We start from the raw sequence: 13,707 nt of genomic DNA, 5'->3' as shown, positions 1-13,707 counted from the left end.
TTCTTTTGATGCTATTTATATTCTGACAATCCAATCTACGTTTCGATGAGTTTCGCATTTATGTTTTCGTAAAATATATACCTTTATATATTTTTTTACGTGAAAGACTTAAAAAATCTACAAATCTATGAAAGTAAAAACCAACAAGTTATAATACTAAAACTTAGCATAATTGTATATCGTAAGCCAATAAGCCATTTAAAAATCTCTAAAAAACCTATATTCACTACGTCAGGATTAATATATATCAAAAGAAAACAATATGGTAATCGTCGGCACTTAGTGCGTTATACACCGTAGGTGTAGAACAAACTTAGTACCGTTACGATGGACATTTAGCGAGAGCGTGTTTTTGTTGATATATATTAATCCTGACGTAGTGTAGATAACTTCCCTTATGAGATTTTTAAATGTATACTCTTTAGAATACGATGACATCTCCGTCTGATATGGCGAACTCCATATCTTCTTCTTTTTCTATGGTTACTTTGCCATTAGTGGCTTCTGTCATCTTCTTCTCAAATGCGTTAAGTTCTTCATTTTTTAATAGGCAGTGTGCAACTACCTTGTCAGAATACTCTGTATCCATTATTGTTATGTTATTCTGTGCTGCTATATATTGAAGCTTACCTATACCATTATAATCAGTTGTAACTTTATAACTTGCACCTTTTTGTTTTACAACTATTCGTGCATTATCAAGTGCCTCTTTAGCTGCCTGCTGGTAAGCTCTTACAAGACCTCCTGTTCCAAGTAAGATTCCGCCAAAATATCTTGTTACTATTACAAGACAGTCATGTATCCCTTCATTTAACAGAACAGACAGCATAGGTTTACCGGCTGTTCCCTGTGGTTCTCCATCGTCAGAATATCTCTGTATATCATTATTTTCGCCTATTACAAAAGCACTACAGTTATGCCTTGCATCCCAATACTTTTTCTTAGTTGCTTCTATTATTCTTATTGCATCTTCTTCCGTCTCGATTGGCCATACTTCACCTATGAAGCGTGATTTTTTCTCAATTATCTCACCTTTTCCGCCATCATATACTATCTTTATATTATCAGCCATACATTAAACCTCACTGTATAAATTATTTTTTAGTGTCAAAACTATATATGTTACAAAGTAATTTCATTTCTTAATTTATTTTAACAAAAACATATTTTAATGTACAGACTATTTTATTTTTGGTATAATAAGTCAATGGACATAAGTCAAAAAAATTAGGAGGCTTTTAAATATGAATTATGGAAAGAAAGGTGCAAGAGACAGACAAAAAAAACTTTCCAAAACTTCCAGGAAAGTAAAAAGCAAGTGTACTGTCACTGCTTTTAATATTGTAATCATCTGCCTGCTTGTTTCTCTTGTTGCTATTGCTTGCACAGGAATTGGTATTATAAAAGGTATTATTGATACAGCACCAGACATATCATCTATTAATGTTATGCCAAGTGGTTACTCCACAAGCGTATATGATAATAATGGAACAGAGATAGAAACTCTTGTTGCCAGTGGTGCTAACAGAGTATATGCAACCATTGATGAGATTCCTGTCAATCTTCAGAAGGCTTTTGTTGATATTGAAGATACCCGTTTTTATGAACATAATGGTGTAGATATAAAAGGTATTGCCAGAGCCTTTGTATTAGGTGTTAAGAATGGTGGTCACTTCTCACAGGGTGCAAGTACCATTACCCAGCAGCTGCTCAAAAATGCCGTGTTCAATGTTGGTGCTGACGAAAGCACTTTCGCAGAATCATTAAAACGTAAGATTCAGGAACAGTATCTCGCATTACAGCTCGAAAAACAAATGGACAAATCTGAGATTCTTGAATATTACCTTAATATAATTAACCTTGGTAATAATACTCTTGGTGTTCAAGCCGCATCTAATAGCTATTTTGGTAAATCAGTCAGCGAACTTTCACTGTCTGAATGTGCTGTTATTGCAGCAATAACACAGAACCCATCTAAATATAATCCTATCAGACATCCTGACAATAACAAAGAGAGACGTCTTGAAGTTCTTAATAAGATGAAGAAAAAAGGAGATATTACACAAGCAGAATACGATGAAGCTATTGCTGACAGTGATGCTGTATATGAACGAATCGGTGCTGTAAGTGTTGATAACGAAGAGACATCTTATTATACATACTTTGTTGATGAACTTACACAACAGGTTGTTGATGATCTTGTTACTCTCAAAGGCTATACTGAAAACGAAGCTTATAATCTTGTATACAGAGGTGGTTTAAGCATCTATACAACACAGGATTCAACTATACAGGCTATTGCTGACGAAGAATTCAATAATCCTGAGAACTTTAATAATGTAGAATATTACTCAATAAGTTACAGATTATCAACCAAAGATTCCTCAGGTAACATTAATAACTATTCTGAACAGAATCTTAAAGTATATTTTCAAAATGAACTTGGTCAAGCTGCATACAAACTTATATATGATAGTGAAGAAGAAGCTCTTGCTGATGTAGAGACATTCAAAGCAGCAATGCTTGCTAATGGAGAAGAGAATCTTGGTGAAGCTTTATCTTATACACTACAGCCACAAGCTTCTATGACTATTATGGATCCTTATACCGGTGAAGTTAAGGCTATTGTCGGTGGACGTGGTGAAAAACTTGGAAGTCTTACACTTAACAGAGCTACTGATACTACAAGACAGCCCGGTTCTACATTTAAACCACTGTCAGTATACTCTGCAGCTCTTGATTCAGCCGGAATGTCTTTAGCATCTGTTATAGATGAAGCTCCATTCTACTACAAAGACGGCAAGCCTGTTGCCAGTTGGGATGGTGCATACAAAGGTCTTATGGATATAAGATATGCAATTGCATGGTCTAGAAATATACCTGCAGTTAAATTAATGACAGAACTTACACCAAAACTTGGTTTTGATTATCTCTTAAAATACGGATTTACTACTCTTGTAAGTGCCGATGAACCAATCGGAACAAGCCACGATGTTGTTCAGGCTCTTCCTCTTGGTGGTATTACAAAAGGTGTAACTAACTTAGAACTTACTGCAGCTTATGCAGCTATTGCTAATAATGGAACATATACCAAACCAAAATTCTATACTAAGATTCTTGATCACGATGGCAATGTTCTTATTGATAATACTGAACCTGAGACTCATACCGTTATCAAAGAATCAACTGCATGGCTTCTTACAAGTGCATTAGAAAGTGTTGTAACTAATGGTACTGGTGGTCGTGCTGCTGTAAGTGGTCAGCATGTTGCCGGTAAAACAGGTACAACATCAAGTTCTTACGATCTATGGTTCTCCGGCTATACACCTTATTATGCAGGTTCTGTATGGCTTGGATATGATGATACATCCACACTTCCTAATTCATGGGTAAGTGTAGCAGCATCAACATGGAGCAAAGTTATGACACGAATTCATGAAGGACTTCCTACTAAAGAGTTTGAAAAACCTGATGATATCGTATCAGTTCAGATCTGTAGTCAGTCAGGACTTCTTCCGGTTGAAGGGTTATGTGATTGTGATCCTCGTGGAAGCTGCATAAAAACAGAATATTTTACCAAGGATACTGTACCTACAGAATACTGTAACACACATGTAAAAGTTACTGTCTGTGAAGAATCCGGTCTTCCTGCTACTGATACATGTCCTAGCAAAGTTGAACGTATCTTTATTCAAAAAGAAGGCGGCAAAAATGATTCTACAACCGATGCCGAATATGTTCTTCCAGACGATTATCTGTCACAGACATGTAATCTTCATGGTGGCACAGCTGCACCTGGTACTACAACACCAGAAGCTACTACTGATGCAGGTGAGACAAAACCTGGTACTGAGAATACTACTAAACCTAACGATACAACCAAACCTAGTACTGATGCCACTAAGCCTAACAATTCTACAGAAGAGACTCCTACTAAACCTTCTGAAGAAACCTCTGCTTCCGATAATGATAATAATAATGGCAGCAATAATACTAATGGTGGTGTTAATTCAGGTGGAGATACTAATAAATCAGATGATAAAGTAAACGAATAGACTAACAAACCCGACAGAAATTTTTGTTTTCTGTCGGGTTTATTTTTATTATTTTTCACTTTTCTATTCCCTGATTTTATCTTTTTACTTATTATTTTCTGCTCTTCACTTTCTGATTTTATCTTTTTATTTTTCACTCATTTATTTTTTCATCTTGGAATCGAATATAAGTGATGCCACAAAGCCAATAATAAGTGCTCCTGATATTCCTACGGAACATTTTGAAAATCCACCTTTAAACAATCCAATAAATCCTTCTGCCAAAACTGCTTCTTTTACACCTTTGAACAAACTATTACCAAAACCTATAAGTGGAACACTTGCTCCTGCTTTAGCAAATTCAAGAAATGGTTCATATATACCCAAAGCTCCAAGAAGACATCCTAGACATACAAGTATAACCATAATTCTTCCAGGCAAAAGTTTCGTCTTGTCCATAAGAAGCTGACTTAATGCACATATTATCCCACCAGTTACAAATACTGTTATATATGTCATACTCATGCTTTTTTCTCCTTATAATTCTTTTTATCTAATCATTTACGAAACTTATATTTACAAACATATAATAGAATTTCTCTTCACTCTTTGCAAAGTCAAAGTTTCACTATTATACATTTTTTCGTTATATATATTATTATATCTAATTCTCTGCTTCGATAATTATGCCATGTGCAATTCCCGGAACACTTCTACCTTCATTAAAACTAATCGGTGACAAAAGTGCTCCGGTTGGAACAAACAAAACTCTATTTAACTTGCCATCCATTATCTTCTTATATATCTGAGCACAGAATGTAACAGCACTACATCCACAGCCACTTCCTCCACTGTGCGTATCCTGAATTACTTCATCATATATTCTAATTCCACAATCTGAATATACTCTTGATATGTCATATCCTTCTTTTTTTACAAGATCAATAACTATCTCTTTACCGACTTCACCAAGATCACCTGTTATTATAAGATCATAGTAACTCTCATCAATTGACAGATCCTTAAAATTCTGGCTGATAACATTACAGGCGGCAGGTGCCATTGCTGCTCCCATATTCATCGAATCTTTAACACCATAATCCACTATCTTACCTGTTGTAATGCCTTTTATGTGAACTTTACGCTTTGCAATATCTCTTTTTTCTATTATCGATGGCTCGGCACTGATAACTGCTGCCCCACAACCTGTTACCGTCCATGTTGCTGACAGTGGACGCTGATTGCCATATTCAAGTGGAAAACGAAACTGTTTCTCTGCACTGCAAAAATGACTTGATGCCATTGCAACAATATGATTGGCATATCCGGCTGCAACAGCCATAGAACCTAATGCCATCGCTTCTCCAAATGTCGAGCATGCTCCATACAGACCAAATAATGGAATATTATAATCCATTACACCATAAGATGTCGCTATAAGTTGTCCAAGAAGATCCCCTGCATATATATATCTAATCTGTGCCGGTGTCATTGCCGCTTTATTAAGTAATACTTCAAGTGTCTGACGCTGCATCTCACTCTCTGCTTCATCCCAATTATCCTTACCAAACTTGTCATCATCACTAATCTTATCAAAGAGATGTCCTATAGGACCGTCCCCTTCTTTCTTACCAACAACAGAAGCCACCTCAGTAATATAAGGTGGCTTATCATACACTATACTCTGCATACCCACATACTGACTCATATTTTTCACTCCTTATTCTTTGTATTAAGATCCAGGTAATTACGCACTCTCATAATCAAATTACTGTAAATTACATAACCATTATTATTTTTATTAGGACTTAGATGATTACGCACTACCTTTATCCAGCTTATAAAAAAGCCTGACTAATCTACCTTTTCTTAGATATATAGGATTATTATTTGCAGTATGTAGATTTTTATTTATTTTATCTGTAAAAAATTCGTTACACCGGACTTTTACTTAAGCTATATCTATCTTAATAATATTCTCCGATTCATATATAAAATTCTCGTTTGTCACAGGCTCCTCCCACTACCTTTAGGTGGTTGGCAGTTGACTAATTAACTTTATTGAGATTATCTGATGATTCTGCAATCTGATTATACAGATTAACAAGATACTCTCTAGAGAATGACTGATCCTGTGTAATTATTGCATTCTGTGAAGCTAACTCATCTGTATAATCACTAAGTCTGTATACCGTAACATTACCAAATCCTTCGTTAACATGTGATACTACCGGTTCAGCTTCATAATCAGATATTGTTACACTTCCATCTTCATTCTTTACAATATTAACTTTTGCCATCATTCCTTCCATACGATTAGATATTCCATCGCCATAATCTGATGTCCAGTTAACATAATTACCAAGTGAGTAATACACAAGAGTCTTATTATTCTCCCCTTCAATCCACTTAACAGGTTCCATAACATGTGGATGAGTTCCTATTACAAGATCTACTCCACATTCATTAAAAAGATTAGCATAATACTCTTGTTCATCAGTCTCATTAAGAACATATTCTGTACCCCAATGTGGACAAACAATCACAAAATCTGCCATTGTATGTGCTCTCTCAATATCACTTCTTATCTGTTCTTCATCAAGAAGATTAACAGCATAAGGCATGCCTTCAGGCATTGGAATTCCGTTAGTTCCGTAAGTATAATTAAGAATTGCAATCTTTATACCATTTTTTTCAGTAACATATATGTTATTCTTAGTCTCTTCACTATCATTTATTCCAAGGAAAGCTATATCCGGATGATTCTCTCTCCAATAATTAATACAATTATTAATTCCGGCACTACCTTTATCAAGTGCATGATTAGTTGCATGAAGAATAATATCAAATCCTGCATTAACAAGTGCATCACCAAGCTCATAAGGTGCATTGAATGCAGGATAACCTGATATTCCAAGCTCACTTCCACCTATAATAACTTCCTGATTGGCAATTGCTATATCTGCACTCTCTATATCATCTTTTACATTCATAAATAATGCATCAAAATTATATGTACCATCATCCCTCACTCCACTCTCAGCAACTCGTGTATGTAATAATACATCACCGACCATCACAATTGACACTTCATTGTCTGGCTGCGATTCGTCTTGTATATCTGTGCTTCCGCTATTACCTGATATACCTCCATATCCACCATTATATTCACTGCTTTCATTAGTATAATTGCTATTCGTACTTCCATTTATGATTTCATCTTCACTTTTTACAGCTTGTGTCGTATATGTATCAGACATATCAACACTCTTATTCGCACAGCCGGCACATACAAGAGATACCATTATAATAGCAGCGACATATTTTTTAATTTTAAACATACTACACATATTACTTTTTGCACCTTTAGTTTCTTTGTTTATCCAATTCATATATAAAATCCTTTCGTTTGTCATAGACTCCTCCCACTATCTTTAGGTGGTTGGTAGTTGACTAATATATTTGATTAGTAATTATTGAACTTATATTGCAAACACTAATCATTAATGAGTGTCAATACAAAACTTATACATCTTAGAGTTCTGGCATAATCAGTATTGACACGTTAATTTATAACATAATTTTAATCCTACATCAAATATTTTTCAGTTTATTTTTTGCTATATTTTTCAGTTTATTTTTTTGCTCTTTGCACTTATAATAAAATATAAAGAGATTATAATATTATGGAGGATCTATATTTTGAAATTAATATCATGGAATGTTAATGGGCTTCGTGCCTGTGTACAAAAAGGATTTACAGATTTTTTTAATGAATGCGATGCTGATATCTTCTGTATCCAGGAATCCAAATTACAAGCCGGACAGATAGATTTTAACCCTGAAGGATATTATCAGTATTGGAACTATGCTGAGAAAAAAGGATATTCCGGCACTGCTATTTTTACCAAAAAAGAACCACTTAATGTAACATACGGAATAGGAATAGAGGAACATGACCACGAAGGACGTGTTATAACACTTGAATATGATAATTATTATATGGTTACATGTTATACTCCTAATTCTAAAAATGAACTATTGCGTCTTGATTACCGAATGGTATGGGAGGATGATTTTCTTAATTATCTTAAAGTTCTTGACGCTAAGAAGCCTGTTATCCTGTGTGGTGATCTTAATGTTGCCCACAATGAGATTGACCTTAAGAATCCTAAGACTAACAGACGTAATGCAGGATTCACTGATGAAGAAAGAAATAAGATGACTAATCTTCTTAATGCAGGATTTACTGATACTTTCAGACATTTTTATCCTGATATGGAGAATATATACTCATGGTGGTCATATCGTTTCAAAGCAAGAGAGAAAAATGCAGGATGGCGTATTGACTATTTTATAACATCAAAAAGTCTTGATGAGAAACTTATAGATGCTAAGATTCATACTGATATATCAGGTTCTGATCACTGTCCTGTTGAGCTTGATATCAATCTGTAAGCCACAGGCTAAAGGTCTTTCTATATTAAACATTTTATGAAAGACTTCTTATCTATACAGTACAAGCTATGATGCCAACCCGATTTAGCAATGTTTCCTTTTTGCTAAAAATCTTTATATAAAAAATATATGTGGCGAAATCCCGTAGGCAAGCCTATCATTTTCGCCACGAATATATAGCAACACGCAGATTATAATAAAAGTTATCAATAAAGCAAGATTGCCTGAGATTAGACATATCGTCAGCCATGCTTAATATAAATGACTATAAACATTATATATGGCTCAACTGATACACCCAATCTCAGGCAATCTCTTTTTGCGAACACATCTTACTCTGTAATACAATACTATACAATAATCAGAGCTTTTCAAAAGGAGAGCGCAGCTAATCTCTCTCACTCCTACTGCGCTTGTGTGTCCGACTTTGCTGACTACATCCGTACTTCCAAGGAGATGGATCATTTCATTTCGGGAATCTGATAACAATATGAAAAGATTTATAAAAAAAACCTTCTGTTAGACGCTTACTCTAACATACATAGTATATTACTTTTTCTCTACGATAGCAATACTTTAATTCGTTAAATATGCAAAATTTTGTATATTAATGCTTTTACCTATTACTTGATTGAATTATATCAGTCCAAACGTAAAGTATATAAGCCCCAAAACAAAACTACTGAGTATCCCATACAATATTACCGGACCTGCTATTGTGAATATTTTACAACCAACTCCAAATATCCATCCTTCCTTCTTGAATTCTATTGCTGGAGCTGCAACTGAATTGGCAAATCCGGTTATAGGTACTAATGCACCTGCACCTGCCCATTTAACAATTGATGGATATACATTAAGACCTGTAAGTATAACACTCACTGCAATAAGACTTAATGTAGTATATAATCCTGCTGTCTCTTTATCTACTCCAAAGTTCATATATACATCTGTAAATATCTGACCTATCACACATATTATCCCACCTGCGATAAATGCATGAATACAGTTCATTAAAGTATTATGAGTAGGTGTTACTTCTTTTACATACTCATTATATTCCTTGTTACGCATATCATCGTTAATCTTTTTTACATTATCATCCATATCTATTCCTCGCTTTCTTAATATAATATTAGATAGTCATACAACAAGTAATATTCATAATTATCATTTCTTAATCTCAACTTTCTCAATATAGTATCAGATAATTATATATCAACATTGTTCATATCTGCTATGAACTTGATAATCAACAAATATTTAAAAAATAACATTTTTTTCAATATCCTATTTCAGATCTGTCATCTTATATAATAGACATAACATATAATTCCACCTACAGCTTTACCAAGTGCAAATCCTGTAACCATAGCAGTTATTCCTATCTTAAGTTTTAATCGTCTAATCATTATCGGAAATACTTTTATCGTCTCTGAAAGTGCCATCGCCATTGCACCGACAAACATCCCATATGTCAGACCTGTTATAAAACACATTACTTCACCAAGTCTTAATGATATATGATATACCCATACTATATTAGATAATGCTGCACCAAATATAATACAGCTCTCATATACGCCTATATACTGTTCAGTTCCCGTCTTAATTGCAAATCTTACTATAACGCCAAGAACTGTTATAAGTGCAAAGAGTCCACCTGCAACACCTGCACCTGAAGCAAACGCAAATATAAATAGAATACACTCTTTTAATATCCCCATACTGAGTACATCTGTAATACTGCTAATTGGCATCCTTAATCTCCCCTTTTGCATCAGCATCATTAATTACAGCTTTATTAATATCTTCTTTGTAGTTCTTAAGCTCTACTTCAAGTGGTGTTGGATCAGATGAAAATCTATGTTTAAAAATATGATTATAAAATCCCATTATTCCTACAAACAAACCGATACAATAACCAAGTTCAAGTGTAGTTGTCCCATCACTCTTTCTGCCTGTAAAAAGTTCATACAGAGTCGCAAATATCTCATTAACACCAACATCATTATTATATGCTATTATAGAATATGATGCTCCCATGAATACAAAAAAACCTGTAAGAATCACCTTTATTATATCTCCCTTTGTACTCTCATTCGGATTATAATCTACTATAAATTCATTCTCACCTATATTACTAATCTGATACTCCGGGAAACTCTCATTAATCATCTCTATTATCTTCATCACTGAGAATACTATTTTCTGTGGCTTCTTATCCTTAAAAGTTATTACTCGCAGGACTTTTATCTTAGGTTCAACATTACTGTCAGAACATATAACAGTTCCAAGCATACCAATATTAATCTTACTCTCGCTTACCTTTATCTCCTGGTCGAATTTGATATATATAATATTATTCATAAGAATTCACCTCCTATATTGCATAATTATATTATTACGTATTTTTATTATTATGTTTTTATATTATTGTACTTTTTTATTTTTACGTTTTTATATTACTGTATTTTTATATTTTTGCGTTTTTATATTACTGTGTTTTTTTATTATTACGTTTTTATATTATTGTGCTTTTATATTTTTACGTTTTTATATTACTGTGCTTTTATATTATTGCGTTTTTATATTACTGTGCTTTTATATTATTGCGTTTTTATATTATTACGTTTTTTTATTATTGTGTTTTTTATTATTACACTTTTTCATTATTACGTTTTTTTATTATTACATTTTATATTATTACACTTTTTTATCACTGTACTTTTATATTTTTACGCCTTTATATTATTTTGTATCATTATATAATTGCGCAGTCATATAATTTTATAACAAAATATAATAAATATAAATATTATTTTTATGCTGCACAAAATAATATTTTAGCAAATGATTTTTATTAAAATGTATGTTTACATATAATATTCTATCCTTATTAGATTTTTTTATGCACATATTATGTTATTATATTTTCATATAGGGAATGTATATATTTATGTAGAATGTGCGAAGATATATACTTTCATATATAAAATCCTTTCGTAAGCCGATAATCCATTTTAAAATCTCTGAAAAAAATATATTAGCTACGCAAAGATTAATATGTGTTTTTGTTGACACATATCAATCTTTGCGTAGCCTTACAGTCTGCCTTGTGCGATTTTTAAATATTCAATTATTATGAATTGACAAAATTCTCTATTATCTTCTTTCCATGCTCTGTATATATAGATTCCGGATGGAACTGTAATCCTGTAATATCATAATCTCTGTGTCTTATCGCCATAATCTCTCCATCATCAGTTGTAGCTGTCACTATAAGACAATCCGGTACTGTTTCTTTTACAATGGCAAGCGAATGATATCTCGCAATCTTAATAGGCGAATCAATCCCTTTAAACAGACCTGTTCCATCATGATTAATAAGTGACTGTTTGCCATGACATATCTTCTTAGCATAACTTACAGTTGCACCAAATGCTTCGCCTATACACTGATGTCCAAGACATATTCCAAGCATCGGTATCTTTCCGGCAAAGTATCTTATTACTTCAAGACATATTCCGGCATCTTTTGGAGCTTTTGGACCAGGAGATATAACTATCTTCTCCGGATTCATCTGCTCAATCTCTTTAATTGTTATCTTGTCATTTCTCACAACTTTGATATCCGGATTAAATGTCCCGATATACTGATACAGATTATAAGTGAATGAATCATAATTATCTATTAATAAAATCATAAGTTCTCCTCCTTAACAAGTGTAGTGGCAAGTGCCATTACTTTATTACAACATTCCTGATATTCTGACTCTGGAACTGAATCTGCAACAATACCTGCTCCTGCCTGAAGATATACTTTATTACCTTTTTTTATCATAGTTCGTATCGTTATACAAAAATCCATATTGCCATTAAAATCAATATATCCTGTAGCTCCGCCATAAAGTCCTCGCTTTACTTCTTCAAGCTCATCAATTATCTCCATCGCTCTTATCTTAGGTGCACCACTTAGTGTTCCTGCCGGTAAAAATGAACCTATAAGATCAAAAGGATGATATTCACCTGATTTTCTGCCTTCAACAAGTGACACAATATGCATAACATGTGAATAATTCTGAATCTCCATGAATTTAGTTACTTTTACAGTACCAAATTCTGCAATCCTTCCCATATCATTTCTCGCAAGATCTACAAGCATTACATGTTCTGCTCTCTCTTTCTCATCTTCAAGAAGCTCCTTACTAAGTGCTTCATCTTCTTCTTGTGTCTTTCCTCTTTTTCTTGTTCCTGCTATTGGGCATGTATATACTTTATTATCAGACTGTTTTACAATCATCTCCGGAGAACTTCCAATTATCTCAAAATCACCAAAATTAAAATAATATAGATATGGTGACGGATTAAGTTCTCTAAGCCTCTTGTATAGTGCAAAACCATCATCCTTAGTCTCTATTGTCCATCTCTGTGATAGAACAGTCTGAAATATATGACCTTCCTTAATATAATTCTTAATCGTATTAACTTTTCTGCCATAAGATTCAACAGTATCTGTCTTATTAATAATCTTGCCATCAAGAGATACTTTATCTTCTCTCACTGTCTTAGTTCTTACAGCTCTCTCTAGCAATTCTCTTGCACTATCCATAGCTCTTAATTTTCCTTCCTGCGAATCTTCATCAAGAACAACTGCACTCATAGTCTCAGCTACATGATCAATTACAAGAAATCTCTTTGCAAACATAAACTGTATAGTCTCTATTCCTATCTCATCCGGATTCTCGTCTGGAAGTTCTTCTACATATTTTACAAAATCATATCCCATGCTTCCAACGAATCCACCACCAAATGCCAATTCGCCTTCATCTCTTAATATCTCAAATCTGCTGTAATACTCTTTTATCTTCTCATAAGGATTACCTTCTAATACTTCTGTCTCTCCATTCTTTCTTGTAATCACAAGTGAATTACCTCTAGACTGAATAAGTTCATCAGGTTCTATTCCTATAAAAGTATATCTTCCATTATTCTTATCATAACTTTCAAGGAGATATCCTATATTCTCTCTTCCAAGGCTTTCATATATCCCTATCGGTGTCTCAGATGTGATACTCACTGTTTTTTTATAAACTCGCAAAACATATTTCATTATATTTCCTCCTAGTATTTATAATCTTAAGCAATCAAAAAGCACTGCTTGTAAAAAACAATATTGTTTAAAAGTAACTTCGCATTTATAATCTTAAGCAATC

The 13,707-nt window shown here is 33.5% G+C and carries 11 protein-coding genes; 2 read left to right on the top strand and 9 right to left on the bottom strand.

Annotated elements, in window-relative coordinates:
* Window positions 1-421: 421 nt before the first annotated feature.
* The gene (locus KQI85_RS05880; protein WP_216575159.1) at window positions 422-1,072 is read right to left on the bottom strand and encodes a YigZ family protein; all 651 of its coding nucleotides are present in this window, start codon (window positions 1,070-1,072) and stop codon (window positions 422-424) included.
* Window positions 1,073-1,244: 172 nt separating this feature from the next.
* Between KQI85_RS05880 and KQI85_RS05875 the strand changes: the two genes are divergently transcribed.
* Window positions 1,245-4,055 carry a transglycosylase domain-containing protein gene (locus KQI85_RS05875; protein WP_216575158.1) on the top strand — a complete coding sequence of 937 codons (2,811 nt, stop codon included), beginning with the start codon at window positions 1,245-1,247 and terminating at the stop codon, window positions 4,053-4,055.
* 141 nt (window positions 4,056-4,196) lie between these two features.
* On the opposite strand, the gene KQI85_RS05870 is transcribed toward KQI85_RS05875, so the two are convergent.
* The 3 genes from KQI85_RS05870 to KQI85_RS05860 form a co-directional block, all read right to left on the bottom strand.
* Window positions 4,197-4,553, bottom strand: coding sequence for a SpoVA/SpoVAEb family sporulation membrane protein (locus KQI85_RS05870; protein WP_216575285.1), 357 nt, complete (start codon window positions 4,551-4,553; stop codon window positions 4,197-4,199).
* Between the two features lie 145 nt (window positions 4,554-4,698).
* Window positions 4,699-5,742 (bottom strand): stage V sporulation protein AD, encoded by a 1,044-nt coding sequence (locus KQI85_RS05865; RefSeq protein ID WP_216575157.1) that lies wholly within the window; start codon window positions 5,740-5,742, stop codon window positions 4,699-4,701.
* Window positions 5,743-6,082: 340 nt separating this feature from the next.
* Window positions 6,083-7,450 carry a CapA family protein gene (locus KQI85_RS05860; protein WP_253293766.1) on the bottom strand — a complete coding sequence of 456 codons (1,368 nt, stop codon included), beginning with the start codon at window positions 7,448-7,450 and terminating at the stop codon, window positions 6,083-6,085.
* Window positions 7,451-7,733: 283 nt separating this feature from the next.
* Between KQI85_RS05860 and KQI85_RS05855 the strand changes: the two genes are divergently transcribed.
* A complete protein-coding gene (locus KQI85_RS05855) occupies window positions 7,734-8,492 on the top strand; it encodes an exodeoxyribonuclease III (RefSeq protein ID WP_371820559.1) in 759 nt (252 codons plus the stop codon).
* A 636-nt stretch (window positions 8,493-9,128) separates the two neighbouring features.
* On the opposite strand, the gene spoVAC is transcribed toward KQI85_RS05855, so the two are convergent.
* The 5 genes from spoVAC to trpE form a co-directional block, all read right to left on the bottom strand.
* On the bottom strand, window positions 9,129-9,599 hold the full coding sequence (spoVAC, locus tag KQI85_RS05850) for a stage V sporulation protein AC (RefSeq protein ID WP_216575155.1): 471 nt from the start codon (window positions 9,597-9,599) through the stop codon (window positions 9,129-9,131).
* Window positions 9,600-9,796: 197 nt separating this feature from the next.
* Window positions 9,797-10,252, bottom strand: a complete 456-nt coding sequence (locus KQI85_RS05845; RefSeq protein ID WP_216575154.1) for a stage V sporulation protein AB — start codon at window positions 10,250-10,252, stop codon at window positions 9,797-9,799.
* Complete coding sequence (locus KQI85_RS05840) at window positions 10,242-10,862, bottom strand: stage V sporulation protein AA (protein ID WP_216575153.1); 621 nt, start codon at window positions 10,860-10,862, stop codon at window positions 10,242-10,244. The genes KQI85_RS05845 and KQI85_RS05840 overlap by 11 nt, the downstream gene beginning before the upstream one ends.
* A gap of 772 nt (window positions 10,863-11,634) precedes the next feature.
* Window positions 11,635-12,198, bottom strand: coding sequence for an aminodeoxychorismate/anthranilate synthase component II (locus KQI85_RS05835; RefSeq protein WP_216575152.1), 564 nt, complete (start codon window positions 12,196-12,198; stop codon window positions 11,635-11,637).
* A complete protein-coding gene (gene trpE, locus KQI85_RS05830) occupies window positions 12,195-13,604 on the bottom strand; it encodes an anthranilate synthase component I (protein WP_216575151.1) in 1,410 nt (469 codons plus the stop codon). The genes KQI85_RS05835 and trpE overlap by 4 nt, the downstream gene beginning before the upstream one ends.
* Window positions 13,605-13,707 lie beyond the last annotated feature (103 nt).

The sequence above is a fragment of the Falcatimonas sp. MSJ-15 genome (assembly GCF_018918265.1).
In the GTDB taxonomy this organism is placed as follows: Bacteria; Bacillota; Clostridia; order Lachnospirales; family Lachnospiraceae; genus Falcatimonas.
This window is presented reverse-complemented; position numbering and strand designations above follow the sequence as displayed.